The 23,743-nt window shown below is 68.6% G+C and carries 22 protein-coding genes; 5 read left to right on the top strand and 17 right to left on the bottom strand.

The features are described 5' to 3' along the window. Window positions 1–79: 79 nt before the first annotated feature. The 6 genes from MOQ72_RS35425 to efeU form a co-directional block, all read right to left on the bottom strand. Window positions 80–979, bottom strand: a complete 900-nt coding sequence (locus MOQ72_RS35425; RefSeq protein ID WP_242190198.1) for a dihydrodipicolinate synthase family protein — start codon at window positions 977–979, stop codon at window positions 80–82. A gap of 201 nt (window positions 980–1,180) precedes the next feature. After that, complete coding sequence (locus MOQ72_RS35430; RefSeq protein ID WP_242190199.1) at window positions 1,181–2,335, bottom strand: cation:proton antiporter; 1,155 nt, start codon at window positions 2,333–2,335, stop codon at window positions 1,181–1,183. Between the two features lie 3 nt (window positions 2,336–2,338). After that, window positions 2,339–2,818, bottom strand: coding sequence for a cation:proton antiporter regulatory subunit (locus tag MOQ72_RS35435; protein ID WP_242190200.1), 480 nt, complete (start codon window positions 2,816–2,818; stop codon window positions 2,339–2,341). 213 nt (window positions 2,819–3,031) lie between these two features. Beyond that, window positions 3,032–4,267, bottom strand: coding sequence for an iron uptake transporter deferrochelatase/peroxidase subunit (efeB, locus tag MOQ72_RS35440; protein ID WP_242190201.1), 1,236 nt, complete (start codon window positions 4,265–4,267; stop codon window positions 3,032–3,034). After that, the gene (gene efeO / locus MOQ72_RS35445) at window positions 4,264–5,379 is read right to left on the bottom strand and encodes an iron uptake system protein EfeO (RefSeq protein ID WP_242190202.1); all 1,116 of its coding nucleotides are present in this window, start codon (window positions 5,377–5,379) and stop codon (window positions 4,264–4,266) included. The genes efeB and efeO overlap by 4 nt, the downstream gene beginning before the upstream one ends. After that, window positions 5,376–6,221 (bottom strand): iron uptake transporter permease EfeU, encoded by an 846-nt coding sequence (gene efeU, locus MOQ72_RS35450; protein WP_242190203.1) that lies wholly within the window; start codon window positions 6,219–6,221, stop codon window positions 5,376–5,378. Before efeU ends, efeO begins: the two co-directional genes overlap by 4 nt. 651 nt (window positions 6,222–6,872) lie before the next feature. On the opposite strand from efeU, the gene MOQ72_RS35455 reads away from it, so the two are divergent. The 4 genes from MOQ72_RS35455 to MOQ72_RS35470 all read left to right on the top strand — a co-directional run bounded on the left by MOQ72_RS35455 (window position 6,873) and on the right by MOQ72_RS35470 (window position 9,452). Then, window positions 6,873–7,127 carry a biotin/lipoyl-containing protein gene (locus MOQ72_RS35455; protein WP_242190204.1) on the top strand — a complete coding sequence of 85 codons (255 nt, stop codon included), beginning with the start codon at window positions 6,873–6,875 and terminating at the stop codon, window positions 7,125–7,127. 57 nt (window positions 7,128–7,184) lie between these two features. Then, window positions 7,185–8,258 carry a J domain-containing protein gene (locus MOQ72_RS35460; RefSeq protein ID WP_242190205.1) on the top strand — a complete coding sequence of 358 codons (1,074 nt, stop codon included), beginning with the start codon at window positions 7,185–7,187 and terminating at the stop codon, window positions 8,256–8,258. 371 nt (window positions 8,259–8,629) lie between these two features. Beyond that, window positions 8,630–9,028: a DoxX family protein gene (locus tag MOQ72_RS35465; RefSeq protein WP_242190206.1), complete on the top strand. Its 399-nt coding sequence runs from the start codon at window positions 8,630–8,632 to the stop codon at window positions 9,026–9,028. Between the two features lie 28 nt (window positions 9,029–9,056). Continuing rightward, window positions 9,057–9,452, top strand: coding sequence for a VOC family protein (locus MOQ72_RS35470; RefSeq protein ID WP_242190207.1), 396 nt, complete (start codon window positions 9,057–9,059; stop codon window positions 9,450–9,452). 81 nt (window positions 9,453–9,533) lie between these two features. Here the strand turns inward: MOQ72_RS35470 and MOQ72_RS35475 are convergent, their stop codons facing one another. The 10 genes from MOQ72_RS35475 to MOQ72_RS35520 form a co-directional block, all read right to left on the bottom strand. Further along, on the bottom strand, window positions 9,534–11,480 hold the full coding sequence (locus tag MOQ72_RS35475; RefSeq protein ID WP_242190208.1) for an ABC transporter substrate-binding protein: 1,947 nt from the start codon (window positions 11,478–11,480) through the stop codon (window positions 9,534–9,536). 20 nt (window positions 11,481–11,500) lie between these two features. Continuing rightward, window positions 11,501–12,541, bottom strand: coding sequence for an ABC transporter ATP-binding protein (locus tag MOQ72_RS35480; protein WP_242190209.1), 1,041 nt, complete (start codon window positions 12,539–12,541; stop codon window positions 11,501–11,503). Next, window positions 12,531–13,574, bottom strand: a complete 1,044-nt coding sequence (locus tag MOQ72_RS35485; RefSeq protein ID WP_242190210.1) for an ABC transporter ATP-binding protein — start codon at window positions 13,572–13,574, stop codon at window positions 12,531–12,533. Before MOQ72_RS35485 ends, MOQ72_RS35480 begins: the two co-directional genes overlap by 11 nt. Window positions 13,575–13,577: 3 nt before the next feature. Further along, entirely contained in the window at window positions 13,578–14,702 is a 1,125-nt protein-coding gene (locus MOQ72_RS35490) for an ABC transporter permease (RefSeq protein WP_242190211.1), read from the bottom strand. A 15-nt stretch (window positions 14,703–14,717) separates the two neighbouring features. Beyond that, window positions 14,718–15,704: an ABC transporter permease gene (locus MOQ72_RS35495; RefSeq protein WP_242190212.1), complete on the bottom strand. Its 987-nt coding sequence runs from the start codon at window positions 15,702–15,704 to the stop codon at window positions 14,718–14,720. Between the two features lie 251 nt (window positions 15,705–15,955). Further along, a complete protein-coding gene (locus tag MOQ72_RS35500; RefSeq protein WP_242190213.1) occupies window positions 15,956–17,041 on the bottom strand; it encodes a Gfo/Idh/MocA family protein in 1,086 nt (361 codons plus the stop codon). Continuing rightward, window positions 17,026–17,697, bottom strand: coding sequence for a ThuA domain-containing protein (locus MOQ72_RS35505; RefSeq protein WP_242190214.1), 672 nt, complete (start codon window positions 17,695–17,697; stop codon window positions 17,026–17,028). The genes MOQ72_RS35500 and MOQ72_RS35505 overlap by 16 nt, the downstream gene beginning before the upstream one ends. A gap of 382 nt (window positions 17,698–18,079) precedes the next feature. Beyond that, a complete protein-coding gene (locus tag MOQ72_RS35510; RefSeq protein ID WP_242190215.1) occupies window positions 18,080–18,760 on the bottom strand; it encodes a DUF899 family protein in 681 nt (226 codons plus the stop codon). Window positions 18,761–18,882: 122 nt separating this feature from the next. Continuing rightward, complete coding sequence (locus MOQ72_RS35515; RefSeq protein ID WP_242190216.1) at window positions 18,883–19,428, bottom strand: hypothetical protein; 546 nt, start codon at window positions 19,426–19,428, stop codon at window positions 18,883–18,885. A 471-nt stretch (window positions 19,429–19,899) separates the two neighbouring features. Continuing rightward, window positions 19,900–20,292, bottom strand: a complete 393-nt coding sequence (locus tag MOQ72_RS35520) for a DUF805 domain-containing protein (RefSeq protein ID WP_242190217.1) — start codon at window positions 20,290–20,292, stop codon at window positions 19,900–19,902. Window positions 20,293–20,730: 438 nt separating this feature from the next. On the opposite strand from MOQ72_RS35520, the gene MOQ72_RS35525 reads away from it, so the two are divergent. Further along, the gene (locus MOQ72_RS35525) at window positions 20,731–21,228 is read left to right on the top strand and encodes an alpha/beta fold hydrolase (RefSeq protein WP_308198037.1); all 498 of its coding nucleotides are present in this window, start codon (window positions 20,731–20,733) and stop codon (window positions 21,226–21,228) included. Between the two features lie 9 nt (window positions 21,229–21,237). On the opposite strand, the gene MOQ72_RS35530 is transcribed toward MOQ72_RS35525, so the two are convergent. Further along, entirely contained in the window at window positions 21,238–23,661 is a 2,424-nt protein-coding gene (locus MOQ72_RS35530) for a PEP/pyruvate-binding domain-containing protein (RefSeq protein ID WP_242190219.1), read from the bottom strand. Between the last annotated feature and the right edge of the window lie 82 nt (window positions 23,662–23,743).

A 23,743-nucleotide genomic window follows, 5' to 3' on the forward strand; every position in this document is an offset into this window, starting at 1 on the left:
AGCGTTGCTCGGGGATCTCGGCCGAGGCGGTGCGGTTGCCGAGATCACCGAGCGGGGGAGCCGGAAAGAACCAGGCCGATCAGCTGATCTTCGCGTGCGGGGTGGCCGCCAGATGCCGGTCCAGTTGGTCGACGAGGCTTTCCGGCATGCCCGGCGCGGGTGCGCGCACGCCGGATTCCCGCAGCAAACCGCGGCGGCGCAGCGCTTCCTTGCGAATCGCCAGCCCGATCCGGGCCTGCGCCTCGAAGTTCACCAGCGGCAGGTACGGCGCGTACGCCGCGCGGGCGGCGTCGTAACCGCCCTGCTGCCAGGCCGCGACGCAGGCGAGGAGTCCTTCGGGCACGGAGAAACCGGTCATCGCGCCAGCGGATCCGGCCGCCAACTCGTCGAGCAGCCCGATGCCGCCGAGGCCGCCGAACACCGGCACGTCCGTGGTCGCGGCCAACGTCGCGATCGCGGGCGGCGTCGGCGGCGCCTCAGCCTTCACCGCCACCGCGGACGGGACCTCGCGCACCGCCGAAGCGAGGCTCGCCGCGCTGATGGACACGCCCGTGACCAACGGATAGTCCTGGACGACCAGGCCAGCCCCGGTCGCCGCGTGGACCGCTGCGAGGTGCACCGCGAGCTGCTTCGGGTCGGGTGTGTTGACCTGGACCATCGCACCCGCGAGCCGGTCGCCGACCACTTCGGTCGCCAGCTCGACCTCCTCGACCACCGGTGCCAGCGAGGTGCTGGACGCGCCCACCACGATCGGCAGGTCGCTGGCCGCGACGGCCACCTCCAACACCGCGCGCCGCTCCGCGGTGGACAGCCGGACCGCTTCGCCGAAGACGCCGAGCACGGTCAGCCCGGTGACGCCGATCCGCTGGTAGTGCTCGACCAACCCGGCCAAGCTGGCTTCGTCGATGTCCATTGTGGATCCGGCGAACGGGGTGGCGACCACGCCCCACACGCCGGGCGCTAGCGGATTCGTCGACATGTCCTGCCTTTCCCTCACCTGGCCAGACGCGGTGGCGCACCAGCTCAGCGATCCTAGGCACGCCGCAGCCGACCTCGTCAAGATCGCCCGCCGCAGCCCCGGTTGGAACCCTCACTGACGGGGCGGGGTGAGGGGCACCCTTTACCAAGTAACTTGGTGAAGGGTGCCCCTCACCCATCACCTGAATGGGGTCGTGAGTGGCTAGCCCGGTTTCGCACTCACGACTCTTGGCGGGCTGAACCACCAGGTGAGCAGTGGTCCCGTGATCGCCAGGATCAGGACGTAGGCGGTGGCCAGCGGGCCGAGCGCGCCGCCGGGGACGGCAGCCAGGCCGACGATGACGATCGAGAACTCGCCGCGCACGACCAGCACGCTGCCCGCGCGCAACCGGCCGCGCCGCCCGGCGCCGCTGCGGGCCGCCGCGTACCAACCGGTGCCGATCTTGGTCAGCGCCGACACCACCGCCAGCGCGATGGCCAGCGGCAGCAGCGGCACCAGCGAGGCCGGTGCCACCGAAATGCCGATGGCCAGGAAGAAGGCGGCGGCGAACAGGTCGCGCAGCGGCGCGACCAGCGAACGCACCCGGTCGGCCAGCGGGCCGGTCAGCGCCAAGCCGACCAGGAACGCCCCGACTGCGGCGGACGTACCGGCCAACTCGGCGATCGCGGCCACCACCAGCGCCAACCCGACGATCCGCAGCAGCAGCTGTTCGGTGTCGCGGTCGTCGACCAGGTGCCCGACGCGATGCCCCCACCGCCGCGACGCCCCCAGCGCCAGCAGCAGCACACCCACCGCGACGGCGACGCTGGCCACGCCGTGCAGCGCGGTACCGCCGGTGGCCAGCACCGCCAGGATCGGCAGGTACACCGCCATCGCGAAGTCCTCCAGCAGCAGGATCGACAGCACCGCCGGGGTCTCCCGGTTGCCGAGCCGGTGCAGGTCGTCCAGCAGCCGGGACACGATCGTCGACGACGACACCCAGGTCACCCCGGCCATCGCCACCACACCGGTGACGTCCAGCCCGAGCAGCCAGCCCGCCAGCGCACCCGGAACGGCGTTGACCACCATGTCCACCAGGCCGGACGGGACGTGCCGCCGCAGCGTGACGGTGAACTCCTCGATGGAGAACTCCAGACCGAGGGTCAGCAGGAGGAGCACCACCCCGATCGACGCGCCGATCTCCACGAAGTCCCGCGCCGCGGGCAGCGGCGCGATGCCGCCTTCGCCCACCGCCAGCCCCACCAGCAGGTACAGCGGGATCGGGGACACGCCGAAGCGCCGGGTCACCGTGCCGACCGCGCCGAGCACGATCAGCACGATCCCGAGTTCCAGCAGGAGCGCGATCGAGGTGTGCACGGTTCACCCCGCCAGGATGTGTTCCACCCCGGTAATGCCATGGTGAGTGCCGATCACCACGAGGATGTCCCCGGCCTCCAAGGTCTGGCTGGGTCCGGGGGAGGCGATGACGTCCTCGCCGCGCACGATCGCCACGATCGACGCGCCGGTGCGGGTGCGCGCGCGGGTCTCGCCGAGCGTGCGTCCGGCGAATGCCGAACCCGCGGTGACCTCCACCTGCCCGGCGTTGAGCCCCGGAACCTCGCGGGTCAGGTCGGCGAATCGCTCCGCGATCCGCGGCGCGCCGAGGATTTCGGTGACCGCGTCGGCCTCGTCCTCGCTGAGCCGGAACAGCAACCGGACCTCGTCCGGATCATCGCCGGGGTAGGCGACGAACTCGAAGTCGCCCCGTCGACGAGCCACCACGCCGATGCGCTGGCCGTCGGTGGTGGTGAACTCGTAGCGCAGGCCGACCCCCGGCAGCAACACTTCGGTTACGTCCATGCGCTCATCATCGCGCCGCGACGACGCCCCTGCCGGACAGCAGAACCCCTCGTCAGAGGGCTCGCAGAGCCTGTTTCTGGTAGGTCCTCCAGAGAACGCCAGTGGGCACGGTCTGAGAACCCGCGGCGGTGCCGGTTGCATAGGTGGGCTAAGCGGCTTCGCCGCGTCAAAAACAAGACCAAAGACAGGCACTCAGGCGGCGCTGCGTCGGGGTCAGGTTTCGAAGAGGGGCTGGCCCCAGTAGGTGCCGGATTCGACGCCGGGCGGGCAGGCGAAGATGGCCGATCCGGTGTGCTCCAGGTACTCCATCATCGCGTCCTGTTTGGACAGCGTGCGCTGCACCGGCACGAACTGGGTGCGCGGATCGCGGTTGAAGCACACGAAGAACAGCCCCGCGTCCAGCCGCCCGAGGCCGTCCGATCCGTCGGTGAAGTTGTAGCCGCGCCGCAGCATCCGCGCGCCGCCGTGGGTGGCGGGCGCGGCGAGCCGGATGTGCGCGTCCTCGGCGATCCGCAGCTCGCCGTCCGGTCCGCGGGCCTGGAGGTCAACCGGGTCGAACTCCTCGCCCGCGCCTTGCGGAGCGCCAGTGCCCTTGGCGCGGCCGACGACGGCCTCCTGCTCGCGCAGCGACGTCCGGTCCCAGGTCTCGATTTGCATCCGGATCCGCCGCGCTACCAGGTAGCTCCCGCCGGACATCCACTGCGGACCGTCGGTTGGCTGGGCCCAGACGTGCTTGTCCAGCTCTGCGGTGTCCTCGGCCTTGAGGTTGTTCGTGCCGTCCTTGAAGCCGAAGAGGTTGCGCGGCGTGCTCTGGGCTCGTGAGGTGGCGGAGGTCCGGCCGAAGCCGAGCTGCGACCAGCGCACCGCGACCTTGCCGAAGCCGATGCGCGCCAGGTTGCGCACCGCGTGCACGGCCACCTGCGGATCGTTGGCGCACGCCTGCACGCAGAGGTCGCCGCCGCTGCGGGCCGGGTCGAGGTTGTCGGCGGGGAAGTGCGGCAGGTCGATCAGCGCGGCGGGACGCCGGTCGCCCAGGCCGAACCGCCCGTCGAACAGCGACGGGCCGAATCCGATGGTCAGCGTCAGCGCGGACGCGGGCAGGTCCAGCGCCTCGCCGGTGTCGCCGGGCGGCTCCTCGGCGGACCCGCCGACCGCGCCGTGGTCGACCGCCTCCAGCCCGGCGGTCATCCGCTCGGCGGCCCGAGTCCAGTCGCGCAGCAGCGCGACCAGCTCGGCGCGGTCGGTCGTGGTCACGTCGAAAGCCACGAAGTGCATCCGGTCCTGCGCGGGCGTGGTGATCCCCGCCTGGTGCGCTCCGTGGAACGGCACCGTCGCCGCGGCCTCGTCGGGGCGGCTGCTCGCGACGTACCCGGCTCCGGCGCCCGCGCCCGCGATCGCGACACCGGCGCCGGTCAGCCCGAACAGCCGACGGCGCGACACACCGGTCATCGCACGACCACGCCCGCCGTCTTGCTCAGCGGCTCGCCGAGCGCGTCCACCGCCGCCGCGAGTTCGCGGACCTGCTCGGGGGACAGCTCGGTGTAGAGCCGGAAGCCGTCGCCGACCTGGTAGCGCGCCAGCAGCGCGTCCACCGCGGCGAACTTCTCGTCCAGGGTGCCCAGCAGCTGCGGGTCCTTCGCGGCCAGCACCGGCCGCAGCGCGCTGATCACCTGCTTCGCACCGTCCACATTGGCCCGGAAGTCCCACAGGTCGGTGTGCGAGAAGGTTTCCTCCTCACCGGTGACCTTGCTGGTGGCGACCTCGTCGAGCAGTTCCTTGGCGCCGCCTGCGATGCCCGCCGGGGTCAGCTCGACACCGCTGGTCTGCGCCACGAGCTGGTCGGTGTCGGCGACGAGCTGATCGGCGATCGCCGCGGTGTCCGGCTGCGGCCCGGTGACCCAGAGGTCCTTCTCCAACCGGTGGAAACCGGTGAACGCCTGGCCCGGCTCCAGGTCGGCCTCCCGGCCGTCCATCTTCGGGTCCAGGTCGCCGAAGCTCTCCGCGACCGGTTCGATGCGCTCCCACGGCAGCCGGGCCGAGGCGTACAACTGCTTGGCCAGCGCCACATCGCCGGATTTGACGGCCTCGGCGAACCGCGCGGTGCTCGTCTTGAGCTCGGCGGCCTGCTGGTCGACGTACTGCTTGTAATCGGTGACCGACCGCGCTGCCGCACCGTCCGGGGCGGCAGCGGAACCGGTGACGGTGAACTCGCCGCGGATGCCGTCGCCCTGCATGCCGGGCTTGCACGCCGTGGTGTACTTGCCGCCCTGCGGTACGTCGGCGACGAGCTGCCGCGTCAGGCCGGGCCCGATGTTCTCGACCTCGCTGACGATCCGATCGCCTTCGCCGAATAGGTAGAACTCGGTGACCTGGCTGCCGGTGTTGGTGACGTCGAAGCGGATCGTCCCGGCCGGGGCGGAGGTCGTCGACAGCGTGCAGGCGTTGTCCCCGGCCTGCACCGAGATCGCGCCGGGTGCGTTGCCGCCGGGTTGCCCGCCGCAGCTGGCGAGCAGGACGGTGCACAGCGCGGGAAGCAGGGTGGCGCGGGCTTTGATGGTCACTTGGCCTCTCCGGTGCGGATGCTGGCGGGCCGGGCGGCGCCGCGGTGCGGACGAAGGAACAACGGGAGCACGACCACCACGTAACCGACCCAGACGACGGCTTCGAGCACGGTGGTCTGCGGCGAGAAGTTGAAGATCCCCTTGAGCAGCGCGCCGTACCAGGACGTCGGCGGCACGACGGCGCTGACGTCGAAGGCGAGGGTGTGCAGACCGGGCAGCACCGCGGCTTCCTGCAGGTCGTGCACCCCGTAGGCGAAGACCCCGGCGGCGACGAAGACGAGCAGCACGCCGGTGACGGTGAAGAACTTCGACAGGTTGATCCGGACCGCCCCGACGTAGATCAGGCAGCCGAGCAGGATCGCGATCGCGATGCCGATCACGAAGCCGACCAGCGGTAGCGCGGTGCCGCCACCGGCGGACTGCACGCTGGAGAAGAAGAACACGGCGGTCTCCATGCCTTCCCGGCCGACCGCCAGGAACGCCAAGGTGGCCACCGCGACCGGGCCCAGCCGCAGCGCCTCGTCCAGTTGGCCGCGCAGTTGGGCGGCCAGCGTGCGGCCTGCCCGGCGCATCCAGAAGATCATGCCGGTCACGAAGACGACCGCGACGATCGAAGCGGTCCCGCCGAAAGCCTCCTGGGCTTCGAAGCTCAGCGTGGCGGCGGTGTAGGTCAACAGCGCGCCCACGGCCACCGACAACGCCACCGCGACGCCCACCCCGCCCCAGACCAGTGGGAGGGCTCGGCGGCGCTCGGTGCGGACCAGGAATGCGACCAGAATGCTGACCACTAGAACGGCCTCCAGCCCTTCGCGCAGGCCGATCAGGGCATTGCTGAATAGCATCCACGTCTTCCTTTTCTCGCAGCTGTCGAGCGATCGAAACCTAGGTAAGGCTCACCTTGGTGTCAAGCAATTGTGAAAACCGTGGCATCGACCTGCGACTTTCGCCAGCGGGCCGTTGACCTGCTTGATCGAGCAATGACCGGAATGCTCGAATGATCACGCGAATACCGTGTTGCGAGGTTTTGTCCGGTCCGGTGATGAATTCCGCTCTCGATTGGGAAGATCAATAGCACCGGTGCGTCGAGGCGGTCGAATTCGCGGGAGTTCCCGGTCGGTGACGGGAGTGCCGGGTGCGCCGCCGGGGAGCCGTGGGTCACGTTGTGCCCCACGTGGCGGGCAGCGTCGGCTAGGGTGGCGTGGGCGGACTTCGCGTCCGCCGACGAACGACTTGGCGGTGCTGGGCGAGCCGACCGGAGCATCCCTGCGCTCCGGCCCGCGAACCCGGCGTTCGACCGCGGAACTAGCCGTGCCGGTTCAAGGCGCCACCGAGGACCGGTCGGCTGTCCCGGGTGGCCAAAAGGGAGGGACGGCGCACGCCGTCTCGGCCGCCCGCGTGGAAGAGCCCGCTGACCGGTCGGTCAGCGGGTTTTTTCGTCCCCGGCCCGGTCAGCCGGGTGGCGGCCCGGCGGGGGAGCGGGCACGGTACCGGACATGTCCACTGTGAAGGCCCAGCAACCCGGCGTGTTCTACCGGCGTCCGGCCCCGGAGGCCGACCCGTACGTGCGCGAAGGCGGTCACGTCGATCCCGGCCAGACCATCGCGGTGATCGAGGCGGTGAAGACCTACAACCCGGTCAAAGCGAAGACCAGCGGCATCGTGACCCGCTTCCTGCTCACCGACGGCACCGAGGTCATCCCAGGACAGGACATCGCGGAAGTCGCGGACGAAACACCCGCACGCGGTTGATCTTGGCTTCGGCGCAAGCCCTATCATTGCCGCGCAGCAGCGGGAGGCGGGAGGGCAGTGCGCGGGGTCGACTACTACGAGTTGCTCGGTGTGGACCGCGACGCGACGGCAGCGGAGATCAAGTCCGCCTACCGGTCGCTGGCGCGCAGCATGCACCCCGATGTCGGTGGCACCGCGGGCACCTTCCGGTTGCTGCAGGAGGCGTACGAGACGCTCAACGATCCGGTGCGCCGTGCCGACTACGACAACGCCGCGGAGCCCATCCGCCCGAAGGCCGCCGAGCGGCGTCGGCGGCGGGACTTCGGCGACGACCCGACCTACGTGCCGAAGCAGCCACGGCTGCGGCTGGACGACATCCCGTGGTGGGACGCCGTTGATCCCAACGCCCGGATCCGCTACCTGCCGATCATCGGGCCGGACCGGGCCCCGACGTTGGCGCTGGTCGGCGGCTGGTCGCTGTTGCTGCTGGCCGGGCTCGCCGTCGAGTTGACCGCGGTGCTGATGGGCGTCTGGCTGTCCCTGCTGGTGGCCTCGGGCGTGGTGATCGTGCTGCTGCTGCGGCGGCACATCCGGGCGCACCGCACCGACCGGTCGTTCGTCGCGGAGTACGGCGGCCGCCGGGTCTTCGGCCTGCCGGACGTGCAGCACGAGCGGGCCCAGCAACTGACCGCCGAGCTGTGCGCGAAGTACCTGACCCGGCTGCCGGGCGTGCGGGTGTTCCACGGGTTGTCGTGGCCCGACTCGGTGTTCGAGGACGTGCACCACGCGGTGCTCTGCGGTCGGCGGCTGGTGCTGGTGGAGTCCAAGAGTTGGTTGCCCGGCCACTACACCGCCGACGACGAGGGCACGTTGTGGCGCAACGGCCATCCGTTCCGGGGTGGCGCGACCCGGCTGCCGGAAGGTGTTGCCACCTTCGAGGAGTTGCTGCCCGGCGTCGCGGTGCGTGGTGTGGTGCTGATCTATCCCAGCCGCGCCGGTGACGTCACCACCGTGGAACAGGACGGCGATCCGGTTTCGCCGATGACCCCGGCGCAGTTCGTGCGGGACATCGGGCGGTGGCTGTCGCAGGATCCGGCGACCGTGGACCGCGAGGTGTTCAGCACCGTGTTGGACCAGGTCGTCGCGCACTGACCTGCCGGTGAGGGAGAGAGAGCTCGGGTCGTTTTGCGTGGCGGTGCGGGTGGCGGAACCTCATCAGGGGCCGTCTCGGTCCGGGATCCCCGACATCATGTATGCCAATACATCACGTCGTGGCTGTCCTCCCGAGACGACCCCTGAGAACCCGCGGCGGTGCCGGTTGCATAGGTGGGCTAAGCGCCTTCGGCGCTTGCGGTGGCTCAGCTGTGGTCCAGCTGCTCGTCGCGGTGGCGCGGTTCACCGCTGGAAGCGGCTACGCCGCTTGCCTGATGCGATTTTTTCCGCCGGGCGCGATGAGTTTTCGTTTCTCCTCCGGTCTGTACGGGTAGTCGACATTCCCGGCAGATCGGAAAGGGTGCAACGCCATGACTACCAGCTCGATCGCGACTGTTTCCCAGCGGCGGAGCGTGCATGTGGCGCTTTGGGTGCTGCAGGTCCTCCTGGCGGCGTTCTTCGTGTTCGCCTCGGTCCCGAAGCTGCTCGGTGACCCGATGACGGTGCAGATGTTCGGGCTGATCGGGCTCGGGCAGTGGTTCCGCTACCTGACCGGCGCGCTGGAACTGCTGGGCGCGATCGGCCTGCTGGTGCCCCGGCTGGCCGGACTGGCCGCGCTGGGTCTGGCTGGCGTCATGATCGGCGCGACGATCACCCAGCTGTTCGTGTTCGGCTCGCCCGCTCTGGCATCGATGCCGTTCGTCCTCTGCCTGGTGTTCCTGGCGATCGCCTGGGGACGTCGTCGTTCCATCCCGCTGGTCAACCGCTGATCAACTCATTTCGCGAAGAGGAGCAAGCATGTCCATCAAGACCTTCGTCAACCTGCCCGTCAAGGACCTCGGCAAGTCCATCGAGTTCTTCACCGCGCTGGGCTTCAGCTTCAACCAGCAGTTCACCGACGAGAACGCGACGTGCATGGTGATCAGCGACGAAGCCTACGCGATGCTGCTGGTGGAACCGTTCTTCAAGCAGTTCACCAAGAAGGAGTTGGTGGACGCCACGAAGGCCACCGAGGTGGTGGTGGCCCTCGGCGTGGAATCCAGGGCGCAGGTCGACGAGATGGCCGAAAAGGCGTTCGCCGCGGGCGCGCAGCCTGCCAACGAGCCGATGGACGAAGGCCCGATGTACACCAAGAGCTTCCAGGACCTCGACGGCCACATCTGGGAGCTCGTCCACATGTCGCTCGACGACTGAACGACACGAAGGTGAGGCGAAGGGCACCTTTTACCAAGTATGTTGGTGAAAGGTGCCCTTCACCCACAGCTCGGATCGCGGTCAGCGGTCTTCGATGAAGTACTGCTCGGGGTTGGTCGGCGCGGGGTTGTTGTAGACCGCCGAGTCGTAGATCTTGTCCGGGACGTTGTGGAAGTTGTTGGCCACGATCCCGTATCCGGCCGGGGAGAGGTTCAGGCCCATCACCAGGAACTCGTCGGCTGCGATCCGCAGGATCTGCCGCATCAACTCGTACCGCAGCTCGACATCGACGGCAGCCTGCAACGCCCGGAAGAGCCGCATCTGCTCCTGGACCGGCGCTGGCGGGGCCTCACCCTCGCCGCCGAGGCTGTTGTACCACTTGGCCCACGGGATCGCGTAGCCCGACTCGGTGCTGTTGGTGGGCAGGTACCAGCGGGGTTCGAACATCGCGTCGAGCAGTCCGTTGTCGCCCGGCCAGACGTTGGCGTCGTGGCTGCTGTTCTCCTTGCGCCACTGGAACAACGACCGGTCCTCGGTGTCCACCTGGACGTCCAGCCCCACGGCCCGCCAGTGGCGTCGCACGAGATCCATCGAGTCGAGCATGTCCGGCCGGTCCCCGCCCGGGACCGCGACGGTGAAGGCGATGCGTCGGCCGTCGGGACCGAGCCGGAAGCCACCGCCGTCGCGCTCGGCGTAACCGGCGCGGTCGAGGTGTTCGTTGGCCAGCCGGACGTCGTGCTCGGTGTACTGCTTGGCGAGTCGTTCGTCGAAGAACGGCGTCTGGCGGCGCGGTGCCGCCTGCCAGGGCTCACCGCGGCCCTGGTACACCACCTGGATGATCTCCGGCCGGTTGATGGCGTGGGACAGCCCGATGCGGAAGTCCTTGTTGTTGAAGATCTCCCGCTTCACCGGATCCTGGTGGGTGAGGTTCAGCGAGATCAGGCAGGTGTTCATCTCGCCGGGATCGGTGTCGAAGAAGCGGTAGCCGCCGCCCGCGCGGTTGTGCGCGAGCACCGGCTTGTTCGCCTGCGTGGTGAAGTGCCGCATGTGCATGTTGAAGTCGCCGTTGAGCGCGCGGGTCAGCATCACCTCCTCGTCGAGCAGCACGGCGAACACGACCCGGTCGATGTAGGGCAGCTGGCTGCCTTCCGGATCGACCTTCCAGTAGTAGGGGTTGCGTTCCAGGATCACCCGGTTCGACGTTCCCAGCGGCGTCTTGAGCTGCCACGGGTACATGCACGGCATCTCGGGGTTCTGCCAGTACAACGCGTCATTGGAGATTCCGGCCTTGGCGTCGAACAACTCCATCCAGCCGCCGTGACCTTCCTGGCGAGCCAACTCGTCCGCGTCGGGGTTGTACTTCTTGTGGAACTTCCGCAGGTAGTGCAGCGGTTTGTTGACGATCTGATAGGACAAGTTGTCGTAGGAGGCGAACTGCGCGTTGGGTTGCGGGAAGACGAGTCGGGCCGTGAGGTCGTCGATCTTGACGGCGGTGGGCTGGTCCGCGGACTTGTTCGGGTACAGGGTCCCGTCGTTGAGGACGTCGTTCAGCGCGAACACGATGTCGTCGGCGGTGAACGGCACCCCGTCGGACCACCGCAGCCCCTCGCGCAGCCGGACGGTGAGCTCGGTGGCGTCGTCGTTGTAGTGGAACTCCTCGGCGAGGTTCGGGATGGTGCCGGTCCAGTCGACGGTCCGCCGGGTCAGGTCCTCGTAGCCCACCGTGCGCCCCAGCCACGGCCAGTCCGCCGAGCCGAGGATGGTGGTGTGCCACTCCCCGCCGTAGTTGCCGATCCGCGAATTCGGTTGCACCACCAGCGGATTCTTCGGCAGTCGGGCCTCCACCGGCGGCAGTTCGCCATGGCTCACCAGTTCGGCGAGCATCGGCGCTTCCCGGCCCTTCGGACCGACCGGCGTGCCTCCGGCCTTGGCCGGTGCGAGCTCGAAGAACCCGCAGCCGCTCGTGGCGCCGACCAGCACGCTCATCCCACCCAACCGCAGGAAGTCCCGCCGTGGCATGCCGTTCATCGCTGGTTCCTCCCGTGTCCTCACTGGATCCCGCGCAGCGCGAGCTCACCGGCGTAGTGGCAGGCGGAGTACTGCTTCGGCGCGACCTCCCGCAGTTCCGGTGTCCGCTCGGCGCACAGCTGCGTGGCGAAGCGGCAGCGGGTTCGGAACGCGCACCCGGACGGCGGATTCGCCGGGTCGGGCACGTCGCCCTGGAGCACGATCCGCTGGCGTGCGCGGCGCAGCCGCGGGTCGGGCTTGGGCACCGCGGACAGCAGGGCCTCGGTGTAGGGGTGCGCGGGCTGGGCGTAGAGCGCCGCGGTGTCGGCCAGTTCGACGACCCTGCCGAGGTACATCACCGCCACCCGGTCGCAGACGCACTCCACTATGGACAGATCGTGCGAGATGAACAGGAAGGTCAGACCCAACTCGTCCTGCAGGTCCTGCAACAGGTTGAGGATCTGGGCGCGCACCGAGACGTCCAACGCGCTGACCGCTTCGTCGGCCACCACCAGCCGTGGCTGGAGCACGAGCGCACGGGCGATGCTGATGCGCTGCCGCTCGCCACCGGAGAAGGCGTGCGGGTAGCGGCGCATGTGCTCGGGTCGCAGGCCGACCTTGCGCAGCATCTCGCCGACCCGGTCCACCAGTTCCTGACCGGTCGCGACCCCGTTGACCTTCAACGGCTCGCCGATGATGTCGAGCAGGGTCAGCCGCGGGTTGAGCGAGGAGTGCGGGTCCTGGAAGATCATCCGGATCTCCCGGCGACAGGGCTTGAGCTCCTTGCGGCTGAGCCGGGCCAGGTCCACCGAGGTGCCGTCGGCGCGCAGGTAGTGGATCTCGCCGCGAACCCGGTCGTGGGCCCGGAGCACGCTGAGGCCGAGAGTCGTTTTGCCGCAACCGGATTCGCCGACCACGCCGACGTTCTCGCCGCGCCGGACGGTCAGGTCCACGCCGTCGACGGCGCGGATGTGACCGGCGGCGCGGCGGAACGCCCCGGCGCGCACCGGGTAGTGGACCTTGAGGTCCTTGATCGTCAACAGCGGGCGTTCGACTTGACCGGCAACCGGGTCAGCGGTCATCGGCGACACTCCCTCGGGTCTGGCTGGGGATCATCGGCTCGTGCAGCAGGCAGCTCGCGTGCCGGTCGGCGCCGAGCCGCACCGCGGTGGGCACCTCGGTGTCGCAGCGCCCTGGCATGACCTCCGGGCAGCGGGGGTGGAACGGGCAGCCGGTGGGCCGGTCGTGCGGCGAGGGCACCGCCCCGCTGATGGACTCCAGCCGGTGCCGCGCGGCCCGACCGACCCGGGGGATCGACTTCAGCAGCGCCCGCGTGTACGGGTGCCGCGGGTCGTGGAAGATGTCGTCCACCGGCGCCTGCTCCACGACCGTGCCCAGGTACATCACCGCGACCTCGTCGGCCATCTCGGCCACCACGCCCAGGTCGTGGGTGATGAGCAGGATCGCCATGCCCAGTTCCCGCTGGAGTTCGGCCAGCAGTTCCATGATCTGGGCCTGGGTGGTCACATCCAGCGCGGTGGTCGGCTCGTCGGCGATCAGCAGGTCCGGTTCGCAGGACAGCGCCATCGCGATCATGGCCCGCTGGCGCATCCCGCCGGAGAGCTGGAACGGGTAGCCGTCCACCAGCTTGTCCGGCCGCGGGATGCCGACCTTGGCGAGCAGTTCGATCGCCTGCTCGCGCGCTTGCCGCTTGCCGACGTCGCGGTGCACCCGGATCGCCTCGATGAGCTGGTCGCCGATGCGGTGCACCAGGCTCAGCGAGGTCATCGGCTCCTGGAAGATCATCGCGATGTCCCGGCCGCGCACCTCGCGGATCTTGCGGCCTCGGGGGCTCAGCCCCGCGAGGTCGATGGTCTCGTGCCGGCGGTGCAGGAGCACTTCGCCAGCGACGATCTTGCCCGGCGGCTCGACGAGCTGCATGAGCGAGCGGGCGGTCATGCTCTTGCCGCACCCGCTCTCGCCGACGACGCAGAGCGTTTTCCCCGCTCGGACGGTCAGATCCACACCGTCCACGGCCCGCACCGTCCCGGCGGGAGCCGGGAAGTGGGTCTTCAGCCCGCGTACTTCCAGCAGCACGTTGTCGTTGTCTGGCATCGCTCACCTGCTGTAGGGGTCGGCCGAGTCGCGGAGTCCGTCTCCGACGAAGTTGAGCGCCAGGACCGCGATCGCCACCGCGATGCCCGGCGTGAGCACCCACGGTGCGGTGGCCACCGCGACGATGCTCTGCGCTTCCTGCATCAGCACGCCCCAGCTCACCACGGGTGCTTGCAGACCGAGGCCGAGGAACGACAATGCGGTCTCGGCCAGGATCATCAGCGGGATCGCCAGCGTCAGCGACGCGATGATGTGGCTGGTGAACGACGGCAGCATGTGCCGGAAGATGATGCGCAACCTGCTGCACCCGTCGAGCACCGCCGCGCGCACGAAATCCTCTTCCCGCAGGGCGAGGAACCGGCTGCGGACCACGCGGGAAAGATCGGTCCAGCCGATCAGCGCGAGGATGACCGAGATCGCGAAGTAGGTTTGCAGCGGTCCCCAGTCGGCGGGCAGCGCGGCCGACAGTCCCAGCCACAGCGGAATCGTGGGGATCGACATCAGCAGCTCGATGATCCGCTGGATGACCGTGTCGACCGCCCCGCCGAAGTACCCCGAGATGCCGCCGAGCAGGACGCCCAGCGCGAAGGTCAGGGCGACGCCGGTCAGCCCGATCGACAGCGAAACCCGCGCGCCGTGCACGATCCGGGACAGCATGTCGCGTCCGAGCCGGTCCGCGCCGAGCAGGTACATCGGCTGTTCCGGGTTCTTGGGGCCGATCAGGTGGACATCGGCCGGGATGAGTCCCCACAGCTCGTAGGGCTCGCCCTTGACGAACAGGCCGACCGGGATCTTGGCCGAGGTATCGACCACAGTGGACCGTTCCAGCGTGTAGGGATCGACCTCGGTGTCGTACCCGTGGACGTACAGCCCGAAATCCAGTTCACCGCCGGAGGTGTCGATGAGGTGCAGCTGCTGCGGGGGGAGGTAGGTGTAGCGCTCGTCCACGGTGTCCGCGCTCTGCGGCGCGATGACCTCGGCGAAGATCGCGACCAGGGCGAACAGCAGCATGATGGCGCTGCTGATCATCGCCAGCCGGTGCTTGCGGAACCGCCACCAGATCAGTTTCCACTGCGGCGCCACGTATTCCCGGACCGCGGCGGTGTCCTGTGCGGTCGGCACGCTCATACCCACACCTCCAACTCACCTGTAGCGGATGCGCGGGTCCCACCACGCGAGTAGCAGATCGGACAGCAGCGTGCCCAGCACGGTGAGCGCGCTGAGGATGAGGATGAATCCGCCCGCGAGGTACATGTCTTGGCTCATCAGCGACTGCAGCAGCAGCGGCCCGGTGGTCTCCAGGCTCAGCACGATCGACACCATGATCTCGCCGCTGATCAGGGTGGGCAGCAGCCAGCCCGCGGTGCTGATGAACGGACTCATGGCCATCCGAACCGGGTACTTGACCAGCAGCTTCGATTCGCTGAGTCCTTTTGCGCGGGCCGTGGTGACGTACGGCTTGCGCAGTTCGTCCAGCAGGTTGGCGCGCATGACCCGCATCAGGCTCGCGATGCCAGCCAGGCCGATGATGATCATCGGAATCCAGGCGTGCGAGAGCACGTCGAGCACCTTGCCCAGGTTCCACGCGGCGTCCTGGTAGTCGGGGGAAACGAGGCCGCCGACGCTTTGCCCGAACAACGCGAAGGACAGGTAGAGGAAGAGCAGGGCCAGCAGGAAGTTCGGCACGGCCAGGCCGAGGAAGCCGAGGAAGGTGAAGGTGTAGTCGCCGATCGAGTACTGCCGCGCGGCGGAGTAGATCCCGACGGGCAGCGCGATCGCCCAGGTCAGCAGCAGGGTGCCCAGGGAGAGTCCGATGGACAGGCCGAGCCGGTCCCAGATCAGGTCCGACACCGGCAGGCCCCATTCGAAGGATTGGCCGAAGTCGCCGTGCAGCACGATCCCGGATATCCACTTGAAGTACTGCACCAGGAACGGATCGTCGAGCCCGTAGCGCTGCCGGAGCGCGTCCAACTGGGCCTGGTCGACGGTTTCGCCCTCGGAGGAGAGCCTGGCCACGTACGAGGTGAGGAAGTCGCCGGGGGGCAGCTGGATGATCAGGAAGCAGACCAGCGAGATCGCCAACAGCGTCGGGATCATGTAGAGCAGGCGGCGGATCACGAACCGAGCCACTGGTTCCTCCTGGGACGGGGGAGTCAGTGCGCGAGCATGCCGTCGTCCACGTCGGACTCGCGCCGTTGCGACCGGTGGTGCCCTTGTTGAAGCGGTACCAAGAAATTAGGTGTCGGCCGTCACAGTGTCAAGATTTCCCTTGTGTCCCAATGGGGAATTTCGCCCTTCGTCCGCAGTGGACGGTCTGGTCGGGCACGCCGGAGCCGCGCGGGACCACTGCGGTCTCGCGCGGCTCGGTATTCAGCTGTGTGCTACCTGCGGGTCAGCGGAAGCGGATCGGGCCTGGTGCACCGGTTCTCGACGTCGACGACCGTCCCTTCCCGCGCGGCCCGTTCCAGCGCGTCCACGACGGCGAGGAAGTGCACGGCCAGCTCTGCGGACGCCCGGTGCGGGCGTCCTTCGCGGAGGGACTGCGCGAGATCGCTGATCCCGCACCCCCGGCCGCCGTCGCGGAATCCGGCGGAGGGCGCGATCTCCTGCCACTCGGCGTCTCCGTCGCGCCGCAGCCGCACGGCGCCTTCGAACCGGTTCGGGTCGGGCACCGACACAGATCCGCGGATGCCGTGCACCTCGATCTTCGGGGTCTCCGAAGCGGCCACGTCGAAGCTCATCACCATCGTGGTCAACGCCCCGTCGACGTGCTCCAGCAGCGCGGTGACGTGCGTGTCGACCTCGACGGGGAACCGGCTCCCAGCGCGCGGACCCGAGCCGACCACGCGCTCGTCGAGATGACGTCCCGCCATCCCCACCACGCGGCGGACCGGGCCCAGGAGGTGCACCAACGCGCTGAGGTAGTACGGCCCCATGTCCAGCAGCGGCCCGCCGCCGGGCTGGTAGTAGAACTCGGGCGAAGGGTGCCAGCGCTCCGGGCCCGGCGACTGCATGAAGGCGGTCGCCGAGGTCGGTCGGCCGATGAGATCGTCGTCGATGACACGTCGCGCGGTCTGGATTCCGGTGCCCAGCACGGTGTCCGGAGCGCAGCCCAGCCGCAGGTCGTTGCTCTCGGCCTTCTGGAGCAACTGCGATGCTTCGGAAAGCGTGCTGCCGAGCGGCTTTTCGCTGTAGACGTGCTTGCCCGCGTCGAGGCTCGCGGCGCTGACGGCGAGGTGCGCGGCCGGGATCGTGAGGTTGACGACCAGATCGACGTCGTCGGAGGCCAGCAGCTGTTCGGTGCTCAACGCGGTAGCGCCGGTGGTGCGCGCCGTTGCCTGCGCGCGCTCGGGCTCGGCGTCGGCGACCGCGGTCAGCCGGATGTCCGGGAGCCGTTCGAACGTCGCCAGGTACTGACCGCTGATCGTGCCGCAACCGATCATCCCGACGTTCAACGACTCGCCCACAGCAGGCCCCTTTCGGTGATGGTGCGGATCTCCGGAACTTCCAGATCGGACAACTGGTGACCGACGGTCGAGACGAACACCCGGCCCGCGCCCCAGCGCCTCGTCCAGACCGCTGGCACGGTGATCGCCTCCGGCCACTCGCTTTCCGGGCCGGTTGGGATCGTGGTGGTCGCAAGCACGTCGTTGGCGGCGTCGGTCAGCGGCCAGTACTGCTCGGTGTGCACCTCGACGTGCTCGATGCCCGCGACCACCGGGTGGTCCGCGCGGTCCGGGACGACGTCGATCGAGTAGGTCACGAATCCGCCGGGGTGCGCCAGGAACTGCCCGCCGGTGAGCCGCTGGTAGGTGATGTCGCCGCGGAAGGAGTCGACGATGCCGCCGTGCCAGCCCGCCAGGCCGGTCCCGGCGGCGACGGCGGTGGCCAGCCCGGCGGACTGCTCCGCCGTGATCGTCCCCATCGTCCAGCACTGCAGGACCAGGTCGGTCCGCGCGAGCAGTTCGGCGTCCAGGTACACGTCCAGGGACTCGGTGATCGTCGTGGTGAACCCGTTTTCGGTCAGCCAGGGCGCGAAGGCGTCGGTGACCGCCACCGGCGTGTGGCCCTCCCATCCTCCGCGCACCACCAGGGCATGTCGTGCCGCGACTTCCGAGGTCACCGCGCCTCCAGACCAGCGATTGAAACTTTTTGAAAACTTTGCACAGGTCTTTCGGATATCGAGGCTAGAGTTCCGCGGAACCCCGGTCAATGCCGGTGAAATCGGCATTCCGGACAGGGAAACTTTCGAAGGAGAGCTCCGTCACAGTGCCGCGGCCTCGGCAACCCGAGGCATGCTGGCCGTCATCCGGACGCGAGCCTGGGTCGTGGCAGTGTTCTTCGGCGTGCCGTCGCCAGGGCCCTATCTTGATCCCAAGGTCCTTTGTGGACAACGATGGATGCTACGCCTCGCTGCGCTGGATTGCCGTTGAGACGGCGAGAATCTCCAAGAGCAGGATGCTACCCGTACCGCTACGCGAACCACGACTGAAACAGTCTAGTTTTTAGTAGTTCAGCGCCGCGAACCAGTCTCCCCGGCCCTTGGGGGTGAGGTCGAGGATGTGCCACACCGGGCTGAGCAGGTCGATGCCCCGCTCGTCGATGTCGTCGGACATCCGGGGGTGCACCGAGTAGAAGTGGCGCACGGCCCCGTCGCTGTCGCGGGTGAACACCGACACCGTCGAGTCCTGGTTGCCCTCGTCGTCCTCGCTGCCCAGGTCGTACTTGAAGGTGCTGGCCCCGGCGCTGAGCAGGCGGAGGTTCGTCCACTGCCGGTTCCGGGCGTGCGCGCGGAGCGCGGGCAGCTCGGCGGCGGCCACCACGGCGAGATCGACGTTCTGCGCGACGTGGTGGGCCACGCCGTTGAAGCCGTCGATCCACATCGTGCACATGGGGCACGGCTGCGTCTGCCGCTTGCCGTACATGAGGTGGTAGATGACCAGATCGCGGCCGGGCTGGGTGAACAGCTCGCTCAGCCGCACGGTCCGCACGGGTGCGTCACCGGCGTCGAGGTCCGTGGGGCCTTCCTCGAACGCGTAGTCGTCGACGACAGGGCCCAGCGGCAGCCTGCGGCGCAGGTCCGCGACTCGTTCGCGATGGCGCATCAGGTCGATCTCAGCTTGCCGCAACTCCTCGCGGGCGTTGGCGTAATCGGCGGCCTCGCCGGTGAGATTGGTTAGGTGCATCGCTGGCTCCTGGGCTACCGGCGGCAGACCACCATTGTCTGCTCATCCGCGGTCTCGCGCCAGGTGGGTCAGGACTCGCGCGGAAGGTACCGGCGGTCCGGAAAACCTTTGCTCGCGCGCGGTCAGCTGGGTTTGGGCAGGAAACCTCGGTTGACCGCCGCGTCGATCTTCGCCGCCAGCTTCGTCGCGTCGGCGGTGTAGGTGTTGAACTTGAGGCGCCTGCCGTTGGTGAGCCGCAGTGCGCACTGGAAGTCGATGCCCAGCATGTGCGGGCCACCTTGCAGTTCCGCGCCCTTCAGCCGCACCGACTCGACGTCCGACCACCGGATCGTCGAAACCGCATCGGCCACCCGATGCACCAGGCCCCGCTCGTAGAGCTCGAAGCATTCGCCCCTGGTGCGAGCGGCTTTCACCAAGAACGGAATCCCGACGCAGAGGCACAGCGCGCCGAGCATCGTGAACCCGCTGGGGAGTATCCCGGAGCCGGACCAGTAGCGCGGGTCCTCGGACGAGGGGCCCCAAGGCACGGTGAAGTACGCGATGCTCATCGGAATCCCGGCTCCCAATCCGACAACCGCGATGAGCAGGCAGACCAGACCTACTTTGCGCCGCCTCGCGTTGTCGGTCCGGTATTCGGCTACTCGCTGCCCCAGCTGCTCGGTCTCCATGGTTGCCTTCCGCTCCGGGCCATCGGCATTCGTGCCACCAGCGGGAAAGCCGGATTCCCGCCGATGTCGGCCAGTACGCCGAATTCCTGCCAGACCTATACCAGTCGGCACCTGGGACCGGTCCCGAATTCGCATTCATCTCAACCGGATCGTGCTTCAGAACCTGTCTTCGGACTCGTCTTGCGTTGCGGTGCGGGTGGCGGCCTCTGCGGGAGTTGCTGTCGTCTTCTCGACTCGGGATCCCCGACATCATGTATGTCCGATACGCCACGTCGTGGCTTCGCTGAGGTCGTGAGTGGTTATGGTCGTTGGAGCGGCCTTGACCACTCACGACCTACAGGTGCAGGTCCTCGCGAGATAGCTCGGGGTGCGGCGCATGGCGCTTCTGAGAATCCGCGGCGGTGCCGGTTTCGAGGGTGAGCTAAGCGGCTTCGCCGCTTCAAGAACAAGAACAATGGCAGGCACTCAGTCTCAGGGACCGAAGCGGTTGACGTGTGGTTGGCTGGGTTCGGTCCACAGGACGAGCACGACGAAGAACGCGATGGTCAGCAGCAACAAGCCCCAGGCACCGGTGCGGCCCGTGTCGTGCAGGCGACGGACGCCCGCGGTGATGAACGGGATCAGCAGGCCCAGGTAGGCGATGAAGCCGACGGCCGTGATCCAGTCGTTGTCCAGCGCGCCGCCGATCATGAGCGGACCCCACGACACGACGACGTAGAACAGGGTGAACAGCCAGAACTCGCTGCGGGACGCGCGACCCGACCCCTGGAAGGATTTGCGCAACGCGGCACCCACGGTGCTGCCGAACGTGATCGGCGGCTGCGGCGGCCGCCGGGCGAGCGTCGGGGGCGGTTCCTGCGACATGTGTCCCTTCCTGGCGGTCCGGCGGCGCTTCGGGTTGAAGCGCGGCGAGTGCCGTGGCATCACCTCGTCCGGAAGGGACGCGGTGCGATGTGCATCCGCTCGATGTTGGCAGCGGTTGATGCGTTCGTGCGGGCTGCTGGAATGCCGCGGTGATTTCCTACCGTGCCAGGTGCGGGACCGGTCCCGGCGCGGAGATGAACGTGCGCGTCGCCTTGTCGGCGTGCTGGGCTAGGTTTCCGCTATGGCGGAATTCGTACTGGTGGCGGGTGCGTGGCTGGGCTCGTGGGCGTGGGACGAGGTGGTTCCCGAGTTGCGTGCGGCCGGGCACGGCGCACACCTTGACGCTGTCCGGCCTCGCTGACAAGCCGGACGTGCCAGGCGGGCAGCAGACCCACGTGCAGGACATCGTCAGCGAGGTCGAACGACTCGATCTGCGATGTGGTCGTGGTCGGGCACAGCTATTCGGGCATCCCGGTCGGTCAGGCCGCTGAGCGGATCGGCGACCGGCTGGCCCGTGCGGTGTTCGTCGATTCCAACGTCCCGGCCAGCGGTGAGTCGTTCCTGGCGCAACTGCCCGAGGGCTTTCGGGAGGTGGTGGCGGCATCGCTGGTCGAGAACGGCGGCTTCTGGATGCCGCTGACCGCAGCCGACTACGACGACCAGGGGCTCACCGACGAGCAGATCGCCCGGATCGTGGGCGGCTCCACGCCGCATCCGGGTGCCACGCTGTCCGAGCCAGCCGTGCTGGCGCGCCCGCTCGGCGAGCTCCCGGCGACGTACATCAAGTGCCTGCTCGACGGCCCCGAGCCGAGGGACGACGTGGCGGAACTGCTGAAGAGCGAGCACTGGCGGCTTGTCGAGATGGACACCGGCCATTGGCCGATGTTCTCCCAACCGCACGAGCTGGCACGGATTCTGCGTTCGTCCGTCGAGTAGGCGGCGATGCTAGGAATCCGCTGCGGTCACGCGTCCGGTGTCGCCGTCCACGGTCACCAACTGGCCATCGGTTAGCAGGTGCGTGCCGTCCGCCGTGCCCATGACGGCTGGGATGCCGTACTCGCGGGCGACGATAGCGGCGTGCGAAGCGGTCCCACCGGCGTCGACCACCACGGCCACCGCGCGCTGGAACAGCGGTGTCCACGACGGATTGGTGTACCGGCACACCAGCACATCGCCGCTGTTCAGCCGCGAGAACTCGGCTGGTTCGCGGATGATCCTGGCCGGGCCGGTGGCGCTGCCAGCGCTCGCGGGCGTTCCGGAGACCAACGCGTCACCAGTTTTCTTGCGCGCGAAGACCAGGTTGGGATCGATGAGCCGGACACCGGGAAGTTCCTCGCGCCGGGCCGATCTGGTCCGCACGAGGCTGCGCAGCCGGTCAGCGGCGGCTCGATCCGGTGGCCCGCTGAGGCTTTCCAGTTCCTCCAGGCGCAGGTGGAAAACCTGCTCGGGTTCGTCGAACACGTCCGCTTGCACCAGCCGCCTGCCGATTTCCAGCAGGGATCGGCGCAGGACGGGTTGCGGCAGGGTGAAGTAGAAATGGCTGTCCTCGCGGAACGCGATGCCGCTGCGCGCCTGCTGAACCCAGCGTTGGATGCGAGCGCGGCTCTTGGCGCCGCGCAGCAGCGGATGGTCGAGCAGCTGCGCCATCGCACGGTCTTCCGGCTCAGCGGGTTTCGGTGGTGCAGCCGCCAGTACCTTGATCAGGCCGAGCACTGTCTCCGGTGCGTCGCCCCAGGTCGGTGGTGTCACCAGGACCGGGGTTTCCGTCTCGCGGTGGCCGTATTCGGCGAGGAACGCCTCGAATTCGGCCTGGAAGTCAGCGAAATCCGCCACCTTCGCCACGTCGAGGTCAGCAACGGCGGTCTGCAACGCCGAGTCCTCCCGCACCCGCGCCGCGAGGGTTTCCAGAGCTCGGTTCGCGTCCGCGGTGCGGGTTGGCGCGCTGGAGATCAACTTCCCGAGCAGCGCCGACCGGCCGAGCAGCTTGAGCGCGACGAACAGGCGCACCAGCGACAGCCCGGTGCGCGGCAGGTAGTCGATGCGGAAGTCGGCGACCGGCTGGACCAGGTCGAGGGCTTGCCGGGGGACGCGGATCAGCTGTTGCCACGGCATCGCGGCCAGGTCGCGGGCCGCCAGCTCGCGCACCCCGGCGAGGTACCGGGCGAACCGCGGATCCTGCGTCCACCGGGCCGGATCATGTTGCCTGGCCAGGAAAATCAGCTTGAACGGTGCCTTCAGCACGCCGAGCGTCGGGCGTGGCGACGGTGGCACGAGCCGGTCGACCACGCCGTCGACTTCCGGTAGGAAGCCGTCGAACACGTGGCGCAGCCCGAACGCACCGATGACCTTGCCCATCAGCCCAGCTGGTCCGTACCGCACCCAGGTGGACATGTCGATCGGATACGGCCGGTGCGGAACGTATTCGAGGAACACCGAAGCAAGCCGCCGCTGGAAGCGGTTCAGCCGGATCGGTGGTGGCGGGAGCGCGGTCATCGGCCGGGCCTGCACCAGCTGGACGCGGCCGTCGGCGTAAGCCCACTCGATGTCCTGCGGTCGTCCGAAATGCGCGGCCGCCTCGGTGCCGAGCCGGGCGAGTTCCCGCAGCACGGTCTCCGGCAGCGGTTCGGTCGGCGGCGCGGCGTCGGTGTGCCGGGCTGTGCCGCCGCCGGTGGCGGCGGTGATCACGACTTCCCGTCGACCGGGAGACCACTGCTCGATCTCGCCGTCGGAACGCAACACGTAGTGGTCGGGTGTGACCAGACCCGAGACGACCGCCTCGCCGAGCCCGCAGCTCGCGTCGACCACGAGTTGGTGCCGGTCACCGGTGACCGGATTGGCGGTGAACATGACTCCGGCGGCCTCGGCATCGACCATGCGCTGGACGACGACCGCGATGCGCACCCCATCGGGGTCGATCCCGAGCTTGCGGCGATAAGCGATGGCCCGGTCCGTCCACAGTGAACCCCAGCACCGGCGCACCGCGTTGATCAGGTCAGTTTCCCCGACGACGTTGAGGAAGGTGTCCTGCTGACCGGCGAACGCGGCGCCCGGCAGGTCTTCAGCGGTGGCGCTCGACCGGACTGCGACCGGGCCGTCCAACCGCCGGTAGGCGTCGATGATCGCCGCCCGCAGATCCGGCGGAACGGTCACGGTTTCGAAGTCCGCCCGGATCGCCGCACCGTCGTCCATCCGATCGACGATCCGCAGATCAGCGCACCGGACGATGTTGGCGTAGGCATCGGTGGTGATCACGAAGCCGTCGGGGACGGGGAACCCGGCTTGGACGAGTTCGCCCAGGTTGGCGGCCTTGCCACCCGCCGACGCGAGGTCCGACCGGCCGAACTCGCGCAGCGGCGCGACGAGCTTCATGAGATCTCCGTAAGTTGTTGGTCGGTCCGGGAGGACCGGGTGTGGCTGATGAGTTCTTGCCTGCAGTGGCTGCATGGGAGTG

Origin of the sequence: Saccharopolyspora soli (assembly GCF_022678645.1) — a bacterium.
GTDB lineage: Bacteria > Actinomycetota > Actinomycetes > Mycobacteriales > Pseudonocardiaceae > Saccharopolyspora > Saccharopolyspora soli.